Raw genomic sequence first — 21,482 nt, forward strand, 5'->3', positions numbered from 1 at the left:
TAACATAATCCCTCTTAACATAAGCATTCCTAACATAAGACTACTCCCGCTATTCTTCTGTAGTATCGACTTTTCGTTTACCTTCAGCTAAATAATTTTTCAATAAGCCTTCGATAACACGGGGGTTTTGCCCATCTTGAATACCTAAAACAGCATCAAGTATTAGCTCTTGATTCATTTTTTCTTCGGCCATGCGTAGTTTTAATTTAGAGGCAATAGGTATGGCAATAACATTGGCGAGAAAGGCACCATAGAGGGTTGTTAATAAAGCCACCGCCATCGCAGGTCCGATAGATTTAGGGTCATCCATATTTGATAACATAGCGACCAAACCAATTAAGGTGCCTATCATGCCCATCGCAGGAGCAACATCGGCGAGCGCCATCATCATATTGCCGCCAGTTTCATGACGTTCGGTAGTTAAATCAATATCTTTTTGTAAAGTAGCTCGTACTACATCGGCATCGTGACCATCGACCAACATATCGACACCTTTTTGCATAAAAGCATTGCTAATTTCCGCTTCTTCTAAAGCTAAAAATCCGCCTTTACGTGCAGCATCGGCCATATCAACCGCTTTTTCAATCAACTCTTCCGGTTTTTCTATTTTAAAAATAAAAGCTTTAAGTATGATTTTACCGATACCGAAAAACTGTCCCATATTATAATTAGACATCACCACAAAAAGTGAACCACCAAAAACAATGATCACTGACTGGGTATCAAGAAACATCATGATGTCACCCGCTAACACCATAGCCATGACCAATAAACCGACAGCGCCTAAAATACCAATTAACGTAGCTAAATCCACAGAGTTCCCCTAAACAACCAACACTTTATGCCAAAACCAGATTTCAATAAAAGAATAGTACATTATGTAAAAACTATTCGCTAATGGTCTTAGCGAATAAATCACTAATAATAAAAAACATATTTTAAGGCTATTATCGCCCGCAGTGTCAATAACTTAACACTAATGATAAAATATTTTATCAATAATAATTGCAGTGGGTCAATTGACCCAAGTAGCAAGCTAAGGTAAGTTTGCCGCAATTAATTCACAGCTAGCAGCTTAGAGCAATAATCATGGCTAAAAAGAAACTAGAAAATCTCTCTTTTGAAGAATCATTAAATGAACTTGACACCATAGTACAGAATTTAGAGCAAGGTGACTTGGGCTTAGAAGAATCAATGGCACTTTTTGAGCGTGGCTTAAATCTTAGCCAATTAAGTCAGGTAAAATTACAAGCTGCCGAGCAAAAAGTACAAATTTTACTCGAAAAAAACGGCACGGCCCAATTAACGGATTTTGATAGTAGTGTGAGCGAAAGTTAATGACCACACTGACTTCATATAAGCATTTCCAACAACGTATCAATGATTATCTAGCCGCCAAGCTTGATAGCCTAACCATCAATGATCCAAAGTTACTTGCAGCCATGCGTTATGGCTTGCTCAGTGGAGGGAAACGTATGCGGCCATACCTAGCCTATATCACTGGCGAGGCGTTACATGCCAATCTGCATGACATTGATGCCATATCGGGTGCCTTAGAATGTATTCATGCTTATTCACTTTTACATGATGATTTACCGGCAATGGACAATGATGATTTAAGGCGCGGTAAACCAACCTGTCATAAAGCCTTTGATGAGGCCAGCGCAATTTTAGCCGGTGACGCCTTACAAACCTTAGCTTTTGATATTTTGGCCAATCACAGTTTTTCAACAAATAACAGTCCATCAAAATTTCCGCTGCAAGTAAAACTTATACAGCAATTAGTTCGCGCTTCAGGTTACCAAGGCATGTGTGGCGGACAAGCGCTTGATCTAGCCGCAACAGATAAAGCTATTCCACTAAGTGAATTAGAAACCTTGCATTCCTTAAAAACGGGGGCATTATTGCAAGCTGCCGTATTGATGCCAGCCGAGTGCAGTGAACAAGTGACCAGTGAACACAAAAAAATATTAAGTGAATACGCCCAGCTTATTGGCTTGGCTTACCAAGTCCAAGACGATATTATCGACTTAACCTCGACAGAAGAGCAGCTTGGCAAACCAGTAGGTTCGGATCTTGCTGCCAACAAAAGTACCTACCCAGCACTGCTTGGTTTACAAGGTGCACAAGACAAAGCTGAAAACTTATTACAACAAGCGCTTCAAGCTTTGGCTAGATTACCTTACAATACCCAATCTTTAGCAGATTTTGCTACCTTTATTGTGCAGCGCAGCCATTAAGTATCTAAGCCGCGCAACTCTTTAAAATAACGTATTATTACCAATAGACAAACTATGACTACAAACCTTGCTGACTACCCACTACTTGCCCAAATTAATACACCAAAAGAGCTACGCAATTTACCGCAACAGCAATTAAAACGTGTCAGTGATGAATTGCGCAGTTTCTTACTAAATTCAGTGAGTAAAAGTAGTGGCCACTTTGCATCTGGCCTAGGCACCATTGAGCTCACTGTTGCCTTACATTATGTTTATAACACGCCATTCGATCATTTAATTTGGGATGTAGGCCATCAGGCTTATCCTCATAAGATTCTAACCGGGCGACGTGACCAATTACATACCATCAGACAAAAAGATGGCTTGCACCCTTTTCCGTGGCGTGAAGAAAGTGAGTATGACGTTTTAAGTGTTGGCCATTCTAGCACTTCAATTTCGGCGGCCTTAGGCTTAGCGGTCGCAGCAGAGAAAGAAGGTAAAAACCGTAAAACTGTAGCCGTTATCGGTGATGGCGCTATGACGGCGGGCATGGCTTTTGAAGCGTTAAATCATGCTGGCGACATTAACAAAGATATGCTGGTTATCTTAAATGATAATGAAATGTCTATTTCGCAAAATGTTGGTGCGCTAAATAATCACTTGGCAAAAATGCTCTCTGGCAGTTTTTATGCTGGTTTACGTGAGGGCAGTAAAAAGATTTTGAGCAATATTCCCCCTATTAAACAGCTTGCTAGTCGCGCTGAAGAGCACTTAAAAGGCATGATTGTGCCAAGTACCTTCTTCGAAGAACTCGGTTTTAATTATATTGGTCCAATAGATGGCCATGACGTTAATGGCTTAGTTGACACTATTAGAAACATGCGTAACCTTAAAGGTCCGCAAATACTACATATTGCCACTAAAAAAGGTAAAGGTTATCAAGCCGCTGAACAAGATCCAATCAAGTATCATGCGGTACCTAAATTTAACCCTGAAGATACCCATTTACCTAAAGCAAAACCTAGCTTACCTAGCTATTCAAAAATATTTGGCGATTGGTTATGTAAAACCGCTGAAGTGGACAGTAAATTAGTCGCTGTTACCCCAGCAATGGCTGAAGGCTCTGGTATGGTTGAATTTAGCCAACGTTTTCCTGAGCAATACTTTGATGTAGCAATAGCAGAGCAACATGCAATCACTTTTGCAGCTGGCCTTGCTATCGGTGGACAAAAGCCAGTAGTTGCCATTTACTCAACTTTCTTACAACGTGGTTATGATCAGTTTATACATGATATTGCCATCCAAAACTTACCGGTAATGTTTGCCGTTGACCGTGCTGGTATTGTCGGTGCTGACGGTGCGACTCATCAGGGTGTGTTTGATTTAAGCTTTTTACGTTGTATTCCAAATACCGTCATTATGGCGCCATCAGATGAACGTGAATGTCAGTTAATGCTTAATACTGGCTTTAGATTAAATGGTCCTAGCGTTGTCCGTTATCCTCGTGGCAATGGTACGGGGGCAACTCTGCCCAGTGTTGATGAAACGATAGAAATTGGTAAAGGGGTAACCATCCTCAATGGCACAAGTACAGAAGGTAAGGAGCAAAAAGGTCGACGCATTGCCATATTAAGCTTTGGCTCGATGTTAGTTCAAGCAAAGAAAGCCGCCATAGAGCTTAATGCCACGCTGGTAGATATGCGTTTTATCAAACCACTAGATGAAACACTGATTGATCAGCTCAATGCCAATCATGACTGTCTGGTGACTATTGAAGATAATGCCATTGCCGGTGGTGCTGGCTCAGGCGTTAATGAATACCTACTAGCACAGGGCAAGCCGGTGAGTATCCTCAATATAGGTGTTGCTGATCATTTTGTTAAACATGGTACTCAAGAAGAAGTGCACCATGATTTAGGCCTAGATGCCCAAGGAATTGTCGCTAAAATACTTAAGTTTATTGGCTAGTAACAATATATTGCTAATCTGACCAGGGTTAGCGAACATTAAAAAAGGATAATGAGTCATTCATTATCCTTTTTTAGTAGTGTTTTCATGGTCAGGCCTTACCGGTGAGCCTTACTAGTATTGACTAATTAACCATGCTACTTAGTAACTTATCAAATAATATAAAGTGCAATTATTATAAATTCTTAACATCAATTCTATTTTGCAAGTTTAGCTCAAGAGCGGCTTTTTTCTCACGCTGTTGTCGCTTTTCACACGGATTGTCACAATTACACTCTTTGCCAATACCAACGCTGGCTAAACCACCACAACTGCCCGCCAAGGTTTTATTCTGAAAAATATAACCGACTGCCATCGCAGCTCCTACCATAAGGAAAAAACCAAAGGTAATAAAGAAAATCATCATAATCTTATGCTCTCAACTTACTTAACTTATTCTAATTAATTTAACTAAAAACTGCCAATGCTCGGGACAAGAGTCATTGCTTTAAATAATATCAGTGCCCACTATTTCTAAAAACAGAAAGTGTCGCTAGTATTATACTCAACGCTATAAGAAAGCCCTTTGATTACAGAGCTCTTTATGTAGAATGGTATTATTATTTCAAATATTGACGGAATTTTACCGTAAATCGCTCCTCAAAGCCATTTTCAGTCTTAGCAATAAATAATGCCGCCAGATCATTTTCAACGGCAAAATCCATGCCCTTTTCCATGCCCATCACCATCAAGGTGGTTGATAAACCATCAGCTGTCATCGAGGAAGGATGAATTACCGTTACCGAGACTAAATTATGATTGATGGGTTTACCGGTATCTGGGTCAATAATATGTGAAAAACGTCGACCATCGACTTCAAAGTAGTTACGGTAATCACCAGACGTTGCTACGGCATTATCTTTAGGAATAATGACTTGCTGTATTGCTCGCTCTTTGCCACTTGGATCGAGAATTGGTTTTTCTATGGCAATAGCCCACAACTCACCTGTATGCTTAAAGCCTCTTAGACGCATTTCTCCACCTATTTCCACTAGGTAGTTGGTAAAGCCATGACTTTCAATTAACTCAGCCACAACATCGACGCCATAGCCTTTCGCTATGGTAGATAAATCTATATATAAATCCGGTATTTTCTTAGCAAGTTGATTGCCCACTAACGTTAAATACTGTAACCCAACCCGTTTTTTGGTCGCGGCTAATATCTCATCACTGGGTATTTTTTCAGGACGCTGCTCTGGACCAAAGCCCCACAAATTGACTAAGGGGCCAACGGTAACATCTAGCTTACCGCCACTTAACTTACCAAGACGAATTGACTCTTTTAGTACCCGAGCAAAACCTGCCGACACTTCGACAGAGTCAGTTGATTTCGATTGGTTAAAGAGAGATATTTCCGAGTTCTCTAGATAAGTCGACATTTCTTGGTTAACTTGTTGCAGTGCAGCATCAATTTTTTGCTGTAATTGCAGTGCCAGCAACTGTTCTTCTGTCGCCACTACTTTAACACTATAGGTAGTGCCCATAGTTCGGCCTTGCAGTAACACCTCTATTTTATTTGAATGATTACTAGGAAAGCAAGCGGATAAAGTTATCGCTAAAACGGTTAACAACAGCAGTTTAAGTTTATTCATAAAGATTCCAAATTATTATTTATATCGCTATATTTTTGGCTGAAAAATATAGTGATATAAATAAGCTATTTTCTTTAATCGGTTGTTAAAATAAAAAGACGACCTAAGTCGTCTTTATTTAAATGCTCTTCAACAGTATATTTAAAGTTAAGCGCTGAATAGTGGAACTAATTCAAGGCGGATGCACGGAGCCTATGACTATAGGTGAGTACATCTAACGATGAAATAGCGCCACTAGGCAAGCTTAAGTTAAAATATTAGCCACCAAAGTCATCTAGCATTATATTTTCGTCTTCTACACCAAGATCTTTAAGCATACCGATAACAGCAGCATTCATCATTGGTGGACCACACATGTAGTATTCACAATCTTCTGGCGCTTCGTGATCTTTCAAGTATTCTTCGAAAAGAACATTATGAATAAAACCAGTCATGCCATCCCAGTTATCATCTGGTTGCGGATCAGACAAGGCAACATGCCAGACAAAGTTGTCATTTTCAGCCGCTAGGCCGTTATAATCATCTTCATAAAACATCTCACGTTTAGAACGTGCACCGTACCAGAAACTAATCTTACGCTTAGTCTTAAGGCGCTTAAGTTGGTCAAAGATATGAGAACGCATCGGCGCCATACCAGCACCACCACCAATAAAGACCATTTCATTATCAGTTTCTTTAGCGAAAAACTCACCAAAAGGACCAGAAATAGTCACTTTATCACCTGGCTTAAGGCTAAAAATGTATGAAGACATTTTACCCGCTGGTAAATGTAACTTACCCGGAGGCGGCGTAGCAATACGCACGTTCAGCATAATAATGCCTTCTTCTTCTGGGTAACTTGCCATTGAGTAAGCACGTAAGGTTTCTTCATCAACTTTTGATTCAACATCGAAGAAGCCAAAGTGTTGCCAATCGCCACGGTACTGTTCATCAATGTCAAAATCACTGTATTTGACATGATGGGCTGGGGCTTCAATTTGAATGTAACCACCGGCTTTAAACGGTACAGATTCGCCATCAGGAATTTTTAATATTAATTCTTTGATGAAGGTTGCTTGGTTATCATTAGAGATAACTTCACATTCCCACTTTTGCACACCGAAGATTTCATCTTCGACTTCAATGACCATGTCTTGCTTAACAGCAACTTGACAGGCTAAACGACAACCAGCTTTGGCTTCACGCTTAGTAATATGTCCTTCTTCAGTAGGTAAAATATCACCACCACCTGAATGCACGTCAACACGACATTGACCACAAGTACCGCCACCGCCACATGCTGAAGGAATAAAAATACCTTGGTCTGCTAATACGCCTAACAATTTGCCACCCGCAGCAGCAGTCACTGACTTGCTTGGGTCGCCATTAATACTAATTGTAATGTCACCTGAAGAAACTAATTTTGATTTAGCAAATAAAATCACTAACACCAAAAGTAATACTATCGCGGTAAACATTGATATGCCGAGAATAATTTCCATCGACTTTTCCTTTAATTTTATTAAGGGTTTAACAGCAACTTTCACTGTTAAACCAACATTAACCTTGAGTTACAGGGAAATACCACCGAAAGAAAGGAAGCCAAAGGCCATCAATCCAGCAGTGATAAACGTAATGCCTAAACCTTTTAAACCGTCTGGTACGTCAGAGTATTTCATCTTTTCGCGTAAACCAGCCATCAATACGATTGCTAACATCCAACCTACACCTGAGCCAATGCCATAAACAACACTTTCGCCAAAGGTAAGGTTTTTCGCAACCATAAAGGATACCGCACCAAAGATGGCACAGTTAACGGTAATTAAAGGTAGGAAGATGCCAAGTGCTTGATACAAAGCTGGGAAATATTTATCTAAAATCATTTCCAATATTTGTACTAAGGCAGCAATTACCCCGATAAAAGTAATAAAAGACAAGAAGCTAAGGTCAATTGATTCTTTCGGATCCGTTATGCCCATTAGACTATCAAGTGCTCCAGGCGCTAAAATAGCTTGGTAGATAACTTGGTTAGCAGGAACTGCTAACCCTAATACCACGACTACTGCAACACCTAAGCCAATGGCGGTACTTATCTTCTTAGACACAGCTAAGAAGGTACACATACCTAAGAAGAAACTTAGCGCCATATTCTCAATGAAGATGGTTTTAATAAAAATACTTAAATAATGTTCCATGGGTTTAATCCTTCTCTACTTGTTCAGGTTTCCACTGGCGAATTGCCCAGATGATTAAACCAATAATGAAGAATGAACTAAATGGTAATACCAATAAGCCGTTACCTTGATACCAGCCACCGTTTTGTGTTAACTGAAATATCTCAACACCGAACAGAGTACCAAAACCGAATAATTCACGGAAAAAAGCAACAACCATTAATACTGCGCCGTAACCTAAACCATTACCTATACCGTCTAAGAAACTCACACCTGGCTTTTCTTTCATTGCAAAAGCTTCAGCGCGACCCATAACAATACAGTTAGTGATGATCAGACCAATAAATACTGATAGCTCTTTCGATAATTGATATGAAAAGGCTTTCAAAACTTGGTCAACCACAATGACTAGTGAGGCAATAATTGCCATTTGCACAATAATCCGCACACTTGATGGTATTTGCTTACGAATAATCGAAATAAACAAGTTAGAGAAAGCCGTAACTAACATTACCGCCAATGACATTACTAGCGCATTAGCCATAGAACTGGTAACAGCAAGCGCAGAACAAACCCCTAATACTTGTAAAGCAATAGGATTGTTATCAACAACAGGTCCAAAGAGGACTTTTTTAGTATCTGAAGACATTAATCAAGCCCTCCGTCTTTAAATTTGTTGATGAAAGGACCATAGCCCTCATCACCTAACCAAAAATGTAAAGTATGCTCAACACCATTACTGGTTAATGTCGCACCAGATAAAGCATCAACACCGTGAATGTCACCTTTTTTAGCGCCACCTTTAACGATTTTAATGGCAATATCACCTTGCTCGTTAAACATTTTTTTACCTGGCCATAAGGCTTTCCACTTAGGGTTCAGCACTTCAGCGCCTAATCCAGGAGTTTCCTTAAGGTCAGAGTAAATGACACTGCTAACGGTATTTAAATCCGCTTCTAAGCCAACAAAGCCATACATTAAATCCCATAAGCCCATACCTAAAATAGGTAAGACGATAGTGGTTAATTGGCCTTGTTCGTTGTTAACTAAATAAACAACCGCACTATTAGCACGACGGTTAATACCAGCGATATCATTTTTAGGTTTAATACTTTGAGTCACATCACGCGCCGCGCTACGTTCATCAAAAGCATTAACATCACCGTCAATAAATGCCCCTGAATCAAGGTCAATCATTTTAGCAACAACATATTTGTTGTAAGTACTTACGATACTTTTATCTTCGCTACCCGCATTTTTTATATTTTCTGGCTTTAAAGCAATAGCTAATATATTTGATGCTTCAAGAATTTTAGTTTGCTTATCCAGTAATTTGTTAGCCGTTTGTAATGGTTTCAAGCCCACTGCCGCCACTGATACCAGAGCAGCACACACTAAACAAATAATTAAAACAAAGATCAGCGTACCGGCAACCGTTTCGGGTTTTTTAGTATTAGACATTGCGTGCAAGCCTCCGTTTGATATTGCCTTGTACTACAAAGTAGTCAAACAATGGTGCGAACAAGTTAGCGAATAAAATAGCTAACATCATACCTTCTGGGAATGCAGGGTTAACAACACGAACCAATACCACCATCACGCCAACTAAAGCGCCAAACCAGTATTTACCGGTATTGGTAAATGAAGCAGACACTGGGTCTGTTGCCATAAACATCATACCAAAGGCAAAACCACCAATAACTAGATGCCAGTGCCAAGGCATAGCAAACATAGCATTAGACTCACTACCGATTAAATTGAATAGTAATGAAGTCGCAACCATGCCACCAAAGACACCTAAAACGATGCGCCATGAAGCAAGGCCTTTATAAAGGATATATGCACCACCTAAAAGGATAGCAAATGTTGATACTTCACCAACAGAGCCTGGGATAAAGCCCCAAAAAGCGCTCCACCAATCAGCGTTAACTGAGTAATCAACTAAACTTGGAGTAGCAGCGTTGAAAGCACTTAACATAGTTGCACCAGAGAAACCGTCAACTGCAACCCATACTGCATCACCCGAGATTTGTGCTGGGTAAGCGAAGAATAAGAATGCACGACCTGCTAATGCTGGGTTTAAGAAGTTTTTACCTGTGCCACCAAAGATTTCTTTAGCGATAACTATACCAAAAGTAATACCAATGGCTACTTGCCATAATGGAATACTCGCTGGCAAGATAAGGGCGAATAAAATAGAAGAAACGAAGAAACCTTCATTAACTTCATGTTTACGCACTGCAGCAAAAAGCACTTCCCAGAAACCACCAACGGCAAACGTTACCGCGTAGATAGGTAGGAAGAAACAGGCACCATAGAGCATCATGCTAAAGGTATCAGCACTGGCCGTTAGTGTACCACCAAGCAAGGTAAATAAATCAACTTGCCAAGATTGTGGTAAAGCATAACCCGCCGCTAATGCGTCAACAGCTTGATAACCAATGTTATACATACCAAAGAACATGGCTGGGAAAACCGCAAGCCATACTGTGATCATGATACGTTTTAAATCGATGCTATCACGAACATGGGTTTTACCTTTGTTCACATAACCAGGAGTAAATAAACCGGTAGCAACGGCTTCGTAAAGTGCAAACCATTTCTCATGTTTGCCGCCTTTTTCAAAATGCGGTTCAATATCTTCAATAAACTTTTTCAAGCCCATGACTAACCTTCCTTTTCGATTGTGGTTAGGCAATCACGAAGAATAACACCGTAATCTGTTTTGCCAGGGCAAACAAATGTACACAGTGCTAAATCTTCTTCGTCTAGCTCTAAGGCACCTAGTTGTTGCGCGCCGTCGGTATCACCAGAGCAAATATCGCGTAAAAACAAGGTAGTTAAAATATCTAATGGCATAACACGCTCAAAGTTGCCAATTGGCACCATAGCGCGTGGGCTACCGTTAGTCGTAGTGGTCATGTTAAATAATTTACTTGGGAACAAGTGCGACAAATATGCGCGTGTTACCGAGAATTTATTTGCACCTGGGTACATGTAACCGATAAACTCTTTTTCACGACCTTCAAGAATTAATGATACTTGTACGTTATAACGACCTAAGTAACCGTGAACAGCTGTCGCGGTAGAGCCCATTAGCAATGAACCAGAAACAACACGTAGTTCACCGTCAATGACTTCACCCGCTGATAATTCAGCAGTACTTGCACCTAACACCGTACGTACTAGACGTGGGTTAGTGGCGGCTGGGCCAGCAAGTGAAATAACACGATTATTGTCAAGTTCACCGGTAGTGAATAATTTGGCAAAGGCGATAACATCTTGATAACCAAGATGCCAAACAAATCTGTCGGCACTCGCTGATTTTAAGAAGTGAATATGTGTACCGACAAGACCTGCAGGGTGCTTGCCAGCAAATTCAGTCACTGTGGCATTGTCATCTACTGGGATATTTGCCCCAGGTGCTTTGCTAACAAATACTTTACCTGTCGTTAAACGAGATAAAATGGTTAAACCATTTTTAAACGCTTCACTTTGTTCATTAATGATGACTTCAGGATTTGCCGCTAATGGATTAGTATCCATGGCGCTAACAAAAATCGCAGCTGGCTCACTATCAATGGCAGGAATTTTGCTGAATGGGCGAGTTCGTAACGCAGTCCACAAACCTGAATCGACTAGGTTTTTCACTACGTCTGCACGAGCGATAGTACCTAATTTATTGGCTGAGTAACTGGTAAACGTTTCTTGATCATAGCCATCAACATCGATAACAACTGATTGTAAAACACGTTTTTCACCACGGTTAATTTCTTTAACAACACCGGCAGCTTGAGCTGTGAATTTAACGCCAGGATTTTTTTTATCTTCAAAAATCACTTGACCTTTTTTAACACGATCACCCACTTTAACAAACATGGTTGGACGCATACCCACAAACTCTTCACCGAGTGTTGCAACGGTTTTGATGGACGGACCATCATGGATTACCTGCTGGGGAGCGCCTTTTACCGGAACATCCAAGCCTTTTTTTATTGTAATCATAAACACTTGCACTACTTTTGATGGGAGTATAAAAATCAGTTCGTTAGTTTATCTAATGAATATCGGCGCTTAAACCATATAAATGGAGTAAATGCATAAATATCAATTAGATAAATTTAATTCACCAATTTCAGTGTATTTCAGTGAAGAATTAATTTTTAGCGTTACCACCAAAGAAAAAAACCCACTGGCTCTAAGTTAAAATTTTCTGGCGCGATATTAGCACAAAATGGCCTTTTTGTTCTACGACCATTCGCTATTTTTCATTACAATTTAGTCTATTAATATACTTTTTGCCTAGTTTTTGCTGATAACTAAACCTAGATAGAAAAATATTCGCGTTACTGGGGTTTTATTGCTCGGAATTTAAGCTGTTATGCTTACGTTTTACTGCTGGAATTAAGCTTTGATAATTACGTGATATTTTTATATATCAGCTAATAATCCGTTGATATGAGCGTCGTAAATTAACCACTAATTTTATCTTCATTCGCGGTGAAGTAACTTACTCACTAAGATAATCTCGCCACTATCCACTTTATCAATTAGATTAAAATCACCAATATGTTCAAAATTTCTCAAGTCAAAATTTTCACCTGCTGAAATACCTGCCCAACCATCTCGGCCATTATCTTTAACATGATAAAGCGCTTTATCTGCTACCTCAATGAGTTGTGAACAACTTAAGCGACAAGTTGCCGCGCGATCAAAGGGGATGGTGGTAAAACCAATGGACACTGTTTTAGTGATTTTTTCACCATTGGCTATTTCAAAAGACTTATTACTCACTTTAGTTCGTAAACGCTCGGCCATCTCTTGGGCTTTATTCGCTTGAGTAAAACGTGAAACGATTAAGAACTCTTCTCCCCCCCAGCGAATAATATGATCAGAAGAGCGAAAAACATCTTGTAGTAAAGTGGCAAATTGTTTCAACACCATATCACCAGATTCATGGCCGTATTTATCATTTACCTCTTTAAAAAAATCAATGTCCGCGAAAAAGAAAGTCACATCAGCATTGGGGGTATTATCTTTTTTCAAGCGCATCGATTGAGAAATATCTTGATCGATGGTACTTTCTAAAAAGCGCCTATTCTTCAAACCCGTTAATGAATCGGTTAAGGCCGCTTGCTCATAAGCGATAAAAAGAATTCTATGTTTATGTAAGTTATAGCTAATTTTAAGTAACAATAATGCGATAAATGCATATATTAATTTCGCCCACCATGCCCACCAAAGAGGTGGTAATATCGTGATAGCTAAGTCAGTGCTTTCGCCCCATATTGGCTTAAAGCTATAGGCTCCCCGAATTGATAAAGTGTACTGCCCCGGGTTTAAATTGGTATACGTTATACGCCTATTTTTAGCGGAGCTTTCTACCCAAGCCTCATCAAAACCAAGTAACCTATGTTGATAAATAATCTTATTCGCTTGCCTATAATCCAAGGCAGAGATATCAAATGAAATTATATTTTCATTATGCTGAAGTGTTAAATGTTGAGTTTGATAAATAGGTTTAGTGAGAATATTACTATTTTCCTTAGCCTGTACTGACTTATTGGCTAGTAGCAGATCAACAATGGTGACTTTAACTGGATGGTTTTTTACTTCAATTTTCGTAGGGTCAAATGATAGTAGCCCATAGTTTGAACCAAAATATAAGTAGTTATTGCTCGCTAGCGCATGAGCCGCAATATTAAAACTGCCCTTTATGCCATTTAATAGACTAAAAGTCTCAAGTTGGTAGCTAATTGGTGAAAATCGATATAAATTATGATTACTTGCTAACCAAAACATGCCGGCGTTATCTTTTTGCAGTCCAGCTAAGGTAGTTGATAAATGCTGGTGTAGTACTAATACTGTATAGCCATGGGTATTCTTTTCAATTTGATCAATTTTCCATAAGCCGGTATTGGTGGCGAACCAAATATTCTGCCGATCATCTTCGGCTATTTTGCTTACAGTAGAGAAACGAACACTGCGCGCTGGCAGCTGCTCGTTAAAGCTAAAGACAAGTTCAAATGGCCTATCACTTGTTTTTAAATATATCCCTTCAGTCGTCGCTAACCACAATCTTAAACGGCTATCGAGAAAAATCGCATCAACAGAGCCATTACTCGAGTCGGTTTGTCTCCTGCCAACTAAATTTACATGGGTTACTTCTTTTTTCGATAAATTAAATTCATATAAGCCTTTAGCAGTACCAATAAGTAGCTTGTCATTAAATTCAAATATTTCACTGATATAATTGCTTGAGCTACTACCGCCATGTTTATTAATTAGGGTAAAAGTAATAAAATCATCTGATTCTTTTTGGTATTTATTTAGGCCACCATTGCTAGTGCCAATCCAAATATCACCATTTTTTTGCTGCTTAATAGTGGTTATTGCATTATCCGAGAGAGAATTTTTTTCAGTTTTGTGGTGTTGAAAATGCTTAATCAGTTGCATATTCGCATCTAGATGGAGCACGCCGCTTGCTTCGGTGCCCAGCCATATATCACCTGAGTTGTCAGTAAGAATCGATGATATCGATTTCTCATGCCTGCTGCCGGGAAAGTATGGCGTTAAATTTTCCAAATGAAAGTTATGGTCGTCTAAAGCAAGAAAATGCAATTTACCACGCCAACTACCTAACCAGATACTACCATATTCATCGCACATCAAAGCATAATAAGCCGCATGCCCCAGCGTAGAAAAATCTGGGTACTCGTCTTTCAAATAAGAAAACTTTTCTGCCGTCAGATCAAAATAAACAACGCCATTAAGTGTACCTAACCATAAAATATTTTCTCTGTCCCTCATCATAGTAACAATAGTTTGTGGTCCAACTTTTCTTTTATCGCCGCTGTCGAGGTAGAGTCGTCTCACCTTACCAGTATTTATATCCAGTAAATTTAAGCCGCCACCCCAGGTACCAACCCATAATTTATGGTTGCTGTCATCAAATGACAAAGATTGAATCATATTACTCGACAGCGTACTGCTATCTGTGGCACTCGTTTGATAATAAGTTACCTTGCCTGTGCGCTTATGCAATTTTATTACCCCGAAATCTCGAGTGGCTATCCATAGATCACCCTGGTTACTTTCGACCAAATCACGTAAATATAATGTTGAATAATTTTGGCTATCCCCTAAAGGTATTCGCTGAAAATTATCTTTATCGGCATTGAATTTATTTAGACCGCCACCCGAGGTGGCAATATAGAGTTCCCCTTGTTTGGAAAGTAACAGTTTGCGAATATTATTATGACTCAAACTATGGGGATTATTTTTATCATGCTGAAATAGTGTTATTTTTTGATTGCTACTGGCCAGTTTTACTAGGCCTTTATTACGGGTGCCAAACCATAGATCTTTATTATCGTCTTGGATGATAGACCGAACCTCTAACTGCTCAAAGTCTTTACTGGTACTTTTAAACTCATAGCCATCATAGCGTAATACCCCGTCAGATGTGCCCAACCAAATAAAACCCTGATGGTCTTGAAACATGGTGAAGATGGTCAGGTTTTCAATCTGCAAAGATCCCAACGGGCTTTGCACATGATATTGGGGGGATAAAAAGCTGCTATAGGCTAAATTAGCATGAGCAGTTTGCCACACTAAAAGTAGCATAAGCATAAAGTAATACATGAAAGGTTTGACTAACTTAAAGCTCAACTCACACCTCTAATTGATCACTTTTTATACTAGGTCAATTAAGTAAAGTATAAGAGCTGAATTTTTGCAATAAGTACCGGTACATATGCGATTTAATAAACAAAAAAGCAGCAATGAATATTGCTGCTTTAAACGTCTTGCTGCTATTGTTAGGCTTCGGCTATGTTAACTACTTAACTACCACTATGATTTTACTTAGGCCTGAAAAATAGCTTCGATTGATAAATTTTGCTGTGATAAAATATCACGTAATCGTTTTAATGCTTCTACTTGAATTTGGCGAACACGCTCACGAGTTAAGCCTATTTCACAACCTACATCTTCTAAGGTTGCGGCTTCATAGCCAAGTAAACCAAAACGCCTTGCTAACACTTCTCTTTGCTTAGTATTAAGCTCATTTAGCCAATGAATAATATTATTACTCATATCTTCAGACTGCAGGTCACCTTCTGGACCAGCGCTTTTTTCATCCGCAATCACATCAAGTAGTGCTTTATCAGAGTCCCCAGCAAAAGGTGTATCGACAGAGGCAATACGCTCATTTAACCGCAACATTTTATTGACATCAGCAACCGGTTTATCAAGGTGAGTGGCTATGTCTTCTGCGGTGGGATCATGATCAAGCTTTTGAATTAATTCACGTGATGCACGCAAATAAATATTAAGTTCTTTAACAACATGTATGGGTAATCGAATGGTCCGGGTTTGATTCATTATTGCCCGTTCAATGGTTTGGCGTATCCACCATGTGGCATAGGTTGAGAAGCGAAAGCCTCGTTCCGGGTCAAATTTTTCCACCGCCCTAATTAAACCCAAATTACCTTCCTCGATTAAGTCTAATAAGGGCAGTCCCCGATTATTATAACGTCTGGCAATTTTAACCACTAAACGTAGATTACTTTCTATCATACGTTTTCGTGATGGCTCATCCCCTTTAAGGGCTAAACGTGAGAAATATACTTCTTCTTCAGCGGTTAACAATGGTGAAAAACCAATTTCGCTTAAATAAATCTGCGTCGCATCTAAATTAGATGATACGTCTTCCTTTGATTCTACAGTACTTTGTTCTTCTTGTAATTTGACCATGCTATTCTCCCAGATTGGCAAAGCTTGTTTTAATATTTAAATATTCACGGTAACTCCAGTTTTTTTTAGTATTTATCTTAAGACTTATTATTTATTGCTATTATTTTATAACATTATTTTTTTGGTAAATATTTTAAAGGATTGACCGACTTTCCTCGAAAGCGTATTTCAAAATGAAGCATTACTTTGTTGGTATCCGTATCTCCCATGGTGGCAATAACATCTCCTATGTTAATGCGTTGTTGCTCTTTAACGAGAATACGGTCGTTGTGGGCATAAGCACTCAGGTAGTCATCGTTATGTTTTATAATAATGAGTTTACCGTAGCCCCGAAGAGCGTTCCCTGCGTATACCACTTTACCTTGTGCCGAAGATTTAATTATAGTGCCTCGGCGGCCAGTAATATCAATGCCTTTATTACCTTGAGCACTATTAGAAAACAACTTAACAACTTTGCCTTTAACGGGCCATTGCCAACGACTGATTTTTTGTGAAAAATCAACCCTTGGTAAAGTACTGTTTTGGTATGATTTCCGAGTGCTTACATTTTCACCATACGCCTGCTTTTTGGTAGATGCAAGCGTATTTTTTTGACTATATTCCTGCTTAGCGGTAGAGCTTTTAGTCCATTTTTTATTCGGCACCTTACCCTTGCTTACTTTCGTTGTTTTTTTAAGGTTTTGTGCCACTAAAAATAATTTTTGTCCTGGGTAGATTCGATAGGGTGAATATATATTATTTAGCTGAGCTATTCTTCTCACATCAGAGTCTGCTCGCCAAGCGATGGAGTAAAGAGTTTCGCCTTTCTTTACAGTGTATTGCGTAGATTTTATCGTAGCTCTGTTACGTTCACCTAAGATATTAGTACTGTGTATATTTGAGACTGGCGCAGGTGTATTCCTGCTACTACAAGAAAAAATTGTCATAGCAAATATAAAGTAAGCAAATGTGTATTTTACTGTACGAAAAACACTCACAAATACTCCCATTGACGAAGTTCCCTTTGCTTTAGCAACCGGATCAGCTGATTATTCATATACATATTATGGAATAAAAACCCACTTTAGCGTAAAGCAAAATAGCCAACGACTATGGCACCGACAAAGCCCCAACCTAGGACATCAACCCATTGACGTATTTTCTGCTCCATGGCATTGCCGCCCCACTTTATTAGACCAGCAACCATGAAAAAACGTAAGCCTCGTCCTATTGCTGAAGCAATAAAGAAAGGTAAAAAAGCCATATGTAAAAAGCCAGCACTGACGGTGAATAGTTTATAAGGTATAGGCGAGAAGCCGGCAATAAATACCACCCAAACACCCCATTCACTAAACCAATTAATAGCGGTATTAAACCTGTCTTGGTAACCAAACTCTGTTACTAGCGGTTGGATCCAAGGTTCAAACATTAAATAGCCAAGCCAATAGCCAACAGCGCCGCCCAAAATAGACGCGATGGTGGTTAAACTGGCAAAATACCAAGCCTTGTGCGGCTTAGCTAAAACCATAGGAGCAAGTAACACATCCGGTGGGATAGGGAAAAAGATGGACTCTGCAAAGGTAAGTACAGCTAAGACTCGTGGTGCAAACTTGTGTTCAGCCCAACGTAAAGTCCACTGATAAAGACTAGAAAATATTTTCACTACAATAAATCTCCGGGTACTAAAGGTACGAAGCGCACTGCTTCTACTTGCTCTTCGTTGAAAGTATCACCATCTCGGGTGATTATTTTTAAAATTTGACTTTGTTCGCCTACAGGGATTATTAAGCGTCCACCATCAGCAAGTTGACTTAGTAATGCTGGTGGTACACTCGCAGGAGCCGCCGTCACTATAATCGCCTCAAATGGCCCCTTACTCTGCCAGCCTTGCCAGCCATCACCATGCTTCATCGCGACATTATGTAAATCCATTGCCCGCAAGCACTGCTTAGCTTGCCACTGTAAGGCTTTAATTCGCTCAACTGAAAAAACCTTATCCGTTAGCTGAGCTAAAATAGAGGTTTGATAACCCGAGCCTGTACCTATTTCCAATATAGATTTCGGTCGTCCTGCTGCCAGTAATAACTCAGACATTTTAGCAACGATATAAGGTTGTGAGATAGTTTGCCCTTGACCAATAGGTAGGGCGGTATTGTCATAGGCTTTATGTGCCAATATCTCAGGCACAAAAATATGCCGCGGTGATTGAGCAATAGCCTGTAAAACGGCAGTATTACTGATGCCTTCACTTTGTAACTTTTTCGCCAGCAATTCACCGCTGCGTTTTGATTTTCCGCCTATACGACTAGACATCATAAAAATACATCTCGATTTAAGCTGATAAGTTAAGCTCAGTGAGCCAACTTTTAATATTTTCAATACTGGCGTAAGCAGTCATATCTACGGTGAGCGGCGTCACCGAAGCATAACCATTAGCTACCGCATGAAAATCTGTTCCCTCGCCACCGTCTAACTCCTCGCCTAACAAGCCATACCAATAAATATCTCGCTGCCATGGGTCTTGCATTTTTTGCATACCTTCAGCTTTGTGTCGGTGCCCCAAACGTGTTACCTGTATACCTTTAAGCTCAGTCAAAGGAATGTCAGGCACATTGATATTTAAAATTTGGTCTGCTGGTAATGGATGGGTACGCAGACGTTGGATTATTTTCGCGGTAACAATCGCCGCCGTTTGGTAATACTGCTCGTTTTTACCGGCTAAGGATACTGCAATAGCCGGCATGCCCATATGACGCCCTTCAGTTGCTGCCGCCACAGTGCCGGAATACAGAGTATCATCACCTAAGTTGGCGCCTTTATTGATGCCGGCAACCACTAAATCACAATCGGTATAAAGCTGACTAAGCCCTAAGTGCACTGAATCTGTTGGTGTGCCATTTACCGAGGTAAAACCATTGTCTAACTGCTGGGTTCGTAAAGGGTTCAGTAATGTTAAAGAATTGCTGGCACCGCTACAGTTTCTATCTGGGGCAACCACATTAACGATAAAGTGCTTAGCCAGTTCCTCATAAAGCACCTTGATGCCTAAGGCATGTACACCATCATCATTACTCAATAATATTTTCATCTTACTCCTATCCATTACTTATTATCTGGCGTTGCAGCTACCGGCTTAGCACTATTTTCTCTTTTATCAATGCGCGCGGTCATATCTTGGTAGTTCAATAGCTCACGTAAAATGGTGGTAGCATAACAGCCAGCAGGTAAAAAGAAGCTAATTTTTACTGTGCTCGTTGCCTCTTCTGCTGACAACAATTCAATCGCTGTTTCACTGACAGTTAAGCGAATACGTCGACGTTCTTGTTTTAAACCAAAACGTGGCAGTCCTTGGCATAACTCATCATTTTCTTGGGCTATTTTTTGCTCAAGGAGCAGCGGCTCATTGCTAGTCATCAGTTCACCAGCGCCCCACATAGGTGCGGTGATATCAATATCTTTATCAACAAAACGCTGTTTTATCGTGTTATCCAGCTCATCAAGATGAAAAACTGATTGAGTACCGGCTAACATTAATACGTCACCAACCGCCACTTTATCAAAACATTGTTGCTCTATACGCTCATTCAGCACAGCATTAAATATATGAGAGCGGGCTGCTGACAAATACATACCACGCTTTTTTTTATCTTTTACTTTTTGACCTGAAAATAAAGCTAAAGCACGCTCTATATTACCGCCACCAATACCAAAACGTTGTTCGCCAAAATAATTTGGCACACCCTGTTCAACAATTTTTTGCCATCGTTTTGTCAAGGCTTTGATAGCGCTCACCTCACGTAAAATCAATTCAAAGCGATTGCCTGTTAATGCACCTGTGCGTAATTTCTTATTGTGTCGCTGGTAGGACAGGATCTCAACGCCTTCAATACGTAAGTCGTCTAAATTATAGGATTTTTTACCCGGAACATGCACACCAAACCACTGCTCTGTAACCGCAAAACGATCTTTTAAGCCCGCATAGGAAACAAGTTGCTCTTTCACTTGAAAATATTTAGCGAGTTCTCGAGCGACAAATAAGGTATTAGCCCCTGTTTTTCGAAGATGAACAAATAAATGTTCCCCTTCACCACAGGGTAAAAAAGGTAATTGTTCAAAAACTTTAAAGTCTGTTATTTGGCTACGCAATAAACCTCTCGATTCTGGTTTTCCGTACAAGTAGGCGTGTTCTGTCAACATGTTATCAATCTTCTTCTAATGTGGTAATGAGTTCGCTGAAAAGGCATAAAGCCAACTAAATATCTTGTTCGTTCTCAACAGGAGGCTGTGCTTGCTCTATTGGCATCAATAAAACCACAGCATGTACTGAAATACCTTCTTTTCGTCCGGTATAGCCCAACTTTTCTGTCGTGGTCGCTTTAACATTAACTTGTCCAATACTTGTTTGTAGGTCTTCACTTAAACAGGTACGCATAGCGAATAAATGAGGCGCCATTTTGGGTGCTTGAGCAACAATGGTAATATCGGCATTACCTAGTTGAAAACCCTTAGCTGTCATTAACGCCACCACATGACGTAAGAGAATTCTGCTGGAAATATTTTTATACTGGCCATCGGTGTCCGGAAAGTGATTGCCAATATCAGCCAAGCATAATGCCCCTAAGATGGCATCACACAGAGCATGAATAGCGACATCGCCATCTGAGTGAGCAATAAAGCCCTGTTCAAAGGGAATTTTCACCCCACCGAGCACTAGAGGCCCTTGACCGCCAAATTTATGTACATCAAAACCATGACCTATTCGCATTGTGTCGTCC

Annotated in this window: 20 protein-coding genes; 3 read left to right on the plus strand and 17 right to left on the minus strand. The window is 39.9% G+C overall.

Going from position 1 to position 21,482, the window contains the following annotated elements; translation table 11 throughout:
• Nucleotides 1-49: 49 nt before the first annotated feature.
• Nucleotides 50-814 (minus strand): flagellar motor protein PomA, encoded by a 765-nt coding sequence (gene pomA / locus MTCD1_RS02440; protein ID WP_057179945.1) that lies wholly within the window; start codon nucleotides 812-814, stop codon nucleotides 50-52.
• A gap of 275 nt (nucleotides 815-1,089) precedes the next feature.
• On the opposite strand from pomA, the gene MTCD1_RS02445 reads away from it, so the two are divergent.
• Genes MTCD1_RS02445 through dxs form a run of 3 tightly spaced genes read left to right on the plus strand, consistent with a single transcriptional unit; the run spans nucleotide 1,090 to nucleotide 4,187 of the window.
• Nucleotides 1,090-1,338, plus strand: coding sequence for an exodeoxyribonuclease VII small subunit (locus MTCD1_RS02445; protein ID WP_057179944.1), 249 nt, complete (start codon nucleotides 1,090-1,092; stop codon nucleotides 1,336-1,338).
• On the plus strand, nucleotides 1,338-2,240 hold the full coding sequence (locus MTCD1_RS02450) for a polyprenyl synthetase family protein (protein WP_057179943.1): 903 nt from the start codon (nucleotides 1,338-1,340) through the stop codon (nucleotides 2,238-2,240). Before MTCD1_RS02445 ends, MTCD1_RS02450 begins: the two co-directional genes overlap by 1 nt.
• Before the next feature lie 54 nt (nucleotides 2,241-2,294).
• Nucleotides 2,295-4,187: a 1-deoxy-D-xylulose-5-phosphate synthase gene (dxs, locus tag MTCD1_RS02455; protein ID WP_057179942.1), complete on the plus strand. Its 1,893-nt coding sequence runs from the start codon at nucleotides 2,295-2,297 to the stop codon at nucleotides 4,185-4,187.
• A gap of 175 nt (nucleotides 4,188-4,362) precedes the next feature.
• Here the strand turns inward: dxs and nqrM are convergent, their stop codons facing one another.
• From nqrM to ispF, 16 genes are all read right to left on the minus strand, one after another.
• A complete protein-coding gene (nqrM, locus tag MTCD1_RS02460; RefSeq protein WP_057179941.1) occupies nucleotides 4,363-4,593 on the minus strand; it encodes a (Na+)-NQR maturation NqrM in 231 nt (76 codons plus the stop codon).
• Between the two features lie 193 nt (nucleotides 4,594-4,786).
• Nucleotides 4,787-5,818, minus strand: coding sequence for an FAD:protein FMN transferase (locus MTCD1_RS02465; protein ID WP_082606425.1), 1,032 nt, complete (start codon nucleotides 5,816-5,818; stop codon nucleotides 4,787-4,789).
• A 257-nt stretch (nucleotides 5,819-6,075) separates the two neighbouring features.
• Entirely contained in the window at nucleotides 6,076-7,299 is a 1,224-nt protein-coding gene (gene nqrF, locus MTCD1_RS02470; protein ID WP_057179940.1) for an NADH:ubiquinone reductase (Na(+)-transporting) subunit F, read from the minus strand.
• Between the two features lie 69 nt (nucleotides 7,300-7,368).
• Nucleotides 7,369-7,992: an NADH:ubiquinone reductase (Na(+)-transporting) subunit E gene (gene nqrE, locus MTCD1_RS02475; protein WP_057179939.1), complete on the minus strand. Its 624-nt coding sequence runs from the start codon at nucleotides 7,990-7,992 to the stop codon at nucleotides 7,369-7,371.
• A 4-nt stretch (nucleotides 7,993-7,996) separates the two neighbouring features.
• Nucleotides 7,997-8,620 carry an NADH:ubiquinone reductase (Na(+)-transporting) subunit D gene (locus MTCD1_RS02480; RefSeq protein WP_057179938.1) on the minus strand — a complete coding sequence of 208 codons (624 nt, stop codon included), beginning with the start codon at nucleotides 8,618-8,620 and terminating at the stop codon, nucleotides 7,997-7,999.
• Nucleotides 8,620-9,432 (minus strand): Na(+)-translocating NADH-quinone reductase subunit C, encoded by an 813-nt coding sequence (locus MTCD1_RS02485; protein ID WP_057179937.1) that lies wholly within the window; start codon nucleotides 9,430-9,432, stop codon nucleotides 8,620-8,622. The genes MTCD1_RS02480 and MTCD1_RS02485 overlap by 1 nt, the downstream gene beginning before the upstream one ends.
• Nucleotides 9,425-10,636 carry an NADH:ubiquinone reductase (Na(+)-transporting) subunit B gene (locus MTCD1_RS02490; RefSeq protein ID WP_057179936.1) on the minus strand — a complete coding sequence of 404 codons (1,212 nt, stop codon included), beginning with the start codon at nucleotides 10,634-10,636 and terminating at the stop codon, nucleotides 9,425-9,427. Before MTCD1_RS02490 ends, MTCD1_RS02485 begins: the two co-directional genes overlap by 8 nt.
• Nucleotides 10,637-10,638: 2 nt before the next feature.
• Nucleotides 10,639-11,976, minus strand: a complete 1,338-nt coding sequence (locus MTCD1_RS02495) for a Na(+)-translocating NADH-quinone reductase subunit A (protein WP_057179935.1) — start codon at nucleotides 11,974-11,976, stop codon at nucleotides 10,639-10,641.
• A 486-nt stretch (nucleotides 11,977-12,462) separates the two neighbouring features.
• Nucleotides 12,463-15,603: a ligand-binding sensor domain-containing protein gene (locus MTCD1_RS02500; RefSeq protein WP_159459895.1), complete on the minus strand. Its 3,141-nt coding sequence runs from the start codon at nucleotides 15,601-15,603 to the stop codon at nucleotides 12,463-12,465.
• A 234-nt stretch (nucleotides 15,604-15,837) separates the two neighbouring features.
• Nucleotides 15,838-16,728 (minus strand): RNA polymerase sigma factor RpoS, encoded by an 891-nt coding sequence (rpoS, locus tag MTCD1_RS02505; protein ID WP_088568896.1) that lies wholly within the window; start codon nucleotides 16,726-16,728, stop codon nucleotides 15,838-15,840.
• A gap of 113 nt (nucleotides 16,729-16,841) precedes the next feature.
• Complete coding sequence (locus MTCD1_RS02510) at nucleotides 16,842-17,705, minus strand: peptidoglycan DD-metalloendopeptidase family protein (RefSeq protein WP_057180326.1); 864 nt, start codon at nucleotides 17,703-17,705, stop codon at nucleotides 16,842-16,844.
• A gap of 86 nt (nucleotides 17,706-17,791) precedes the next feature.
• Complete coding sequence (locus MTCD1_RS02515; protein WP_057179932.1) at nucleotides 17,792-18,370, minus strand: YqaA family protein; 579 nt, start codon at nucleotides 18,368-18,370, stop codon at nucleotides 17,792-17,794.
• Entirely contained in the window at nucleotides 18,370-19,020 is a 651-nt protein-coding gene (locus tag MTCD1_RS02520; protein ID WP_057180325.1) for a protein-L-isoaspartate(D-aspartate) O-methyltransferase, read from the minus strand. Before MTCD1_RS02520 ends, MTCD1_RS02515 begins: the two co-directional genes overlap by 1 nt.
• A gap of 19 nt (nucleotides 19,021-19,039) precedes the next feature.
• Complete coding sequence (gene surE / locus MTCD1_RS02525) at nucleotides 19,040-19,795, minus strand: 5'/3'-nucleotidase SurE (RefSeq protein ID WP_057179931.1); 756 nt, start codon at nucleotides 19,793-19,795, stop codon at nucleotides 19,040-19,042.
• Between the two features lie 14 nt (nucleotides 19,796-19,809).
• Complete coding sequence (gene truD, locus MTCD1_RS02530) at nucleotides 19,810-20,904, minus strand: tRNA pseudouridine(13) synthase TruD (protein ID WP_057179930.1); 1,095 nt, start codon at nucleotides 20,902-20,904, stop codon at nucleotides 19,810-19,812.
• A gap of 55 nt (nucleotides 20,905-20,959) precedes the next feature.
• Nucleotides 20,960-21,472 carry a 2-C-methyl-D-erythritol 2,4-cyclodiphosphate synthase gene (gene ispF / locus MTCD1_RS02535; RefSeq protein WP_057179929.1) on the minus strand — a complete coding sequence of 171 codons (513 nt, stop codon included), beginning with the start codon at nucleotides 21,470-21,472 and terminating at the stop codon, nucleotides 20,960-20,962.
• Nucleotides 21,473-21,482: the final 10 nt, after the last annotated feature.

This window comes from Colwellia marinimaniae (assembly GCF_002207865.1).
Lineage (GTDB): Bacteria > Pseudomonadota > Gammaproteobacteria > Enterobacterales > Alteromonadaceae > Colwellia > Colwellia marinimaniae.

Bases quoted from the DNA above. Each gene is read 5' to 3' on its own strand.
- nqrE (WP_057179939.1), bottom strand. From the start codon at position 7,992: ATGGAACATTATTTAAGTATTTTTATTAAAACCATCTTCATTGAGAAT.
- nqrF (WP_057179940.1), bottom strand. From the start codon at position 7,299: ATGGAAATTATTCTCGGCATATCAATGTTTACCGCGATAGTATTACTT.
- rpoS (WP_088568896.1), bottom strand. From the start codon at position 16,728: ATGGTCAAATTACAAGAAGAACAAAGTACTGTAGAATCAAAGGAAGAC.
- MTCD1_RS02500 (WP_159459895.1), bottom strand. From the start codon at position 15,603: ATGCTTATGCTACTTTTAGTGTGGCAAACTGCTCATGCTAATTTAGCC.
- MTCD1_RS02445 (WP_057179944.1), top strand. From the start codon at position 1,090: ATGGCTAAAAAGAAACTAGAAAATCTCTCTTTTGAAGAATCATTAAAT.
- nqrM (WP_057179941.1), bottom strand. From the start codon at position 4,593: ATGATGATTTTCTTTATTACCTTTGGTTTTTTCCTTATGGTAGGAGCT.
- ispF (WP_057179929.1), bottom strand. From the start codon at position 21,472: ATGCGAATAGGTCATGGTTTTGATGTACATAAATTTGGCGGTCAAGGG.
- MTCD1_RS02485 (WP_057179937.1), bottom strand. From the start codon at position 9,432: ATGTCTAATACTAAAAAACCCGAAACGGTTGCCGGTACGCTGATCTTT.
- MTCD1_RS02495 (WP_057179935.1), bottom strand. From the start codon at position 11,976: ATGATTACAATAAAAAAAGGCTTGGATGTTCCGGTAAAAGGCGCTCCC.
- MTCD1_RS02520 (WP_057180325.1), bottom strand. From the start codon at position 19,020: ATGTCTAGTCGTATAGGCGGAAAATCAAAACGCAGCGGTGAATTGCTG.
- MTCD1_RS02490 (WP_057179936.1), bottom strand. From the start codon at position 10,636: ATGGGCTTGAAAAAGTTTATTGAAGATATTGAACCGCATTTTGAAAAA.
- MTCD1_RS02480 (WP_057179938.1), bottom strand. From the start codon at position 8,620: ATGTCTTCAGATACTAAAAAAGTCCTCTTTGGACCTGTTGTTGATAAC.
- MTCD1_RS02465 (WP_082606425.1), bottom strand. From the start codon at position 5,818: ATGAATAAACTTAAACTGCTGTTGTTAACCGTTTTAGCGATAACTTTA.
- MTCD1_RS02450 (WP_057179943.1), top strand. From the start codon at position 1,338: ATGACCACACTGACTTCATATAAGCATTTCCAACAACGTATCAATGAT.
- surE (WP_057179931.1), bottom strand. From the start codon at position 19,795: ATGAAAATATTATTGAGTAATGATGATGGTGTACATGCCTTAGGCATC.
- dxs (WP_057179942.1), top strand. From the start codon at position 2,295: ATGACTACAAACCTTGCTGACTACCCACTACTTGCCCAAATTAATACA.
- truD (WP_057179930.1), bottom strand. From the start codon at position 20,904: ATGTTGACAGAACACGCCTACTTGTACGGAAAACCAGAATCGAGAGGT.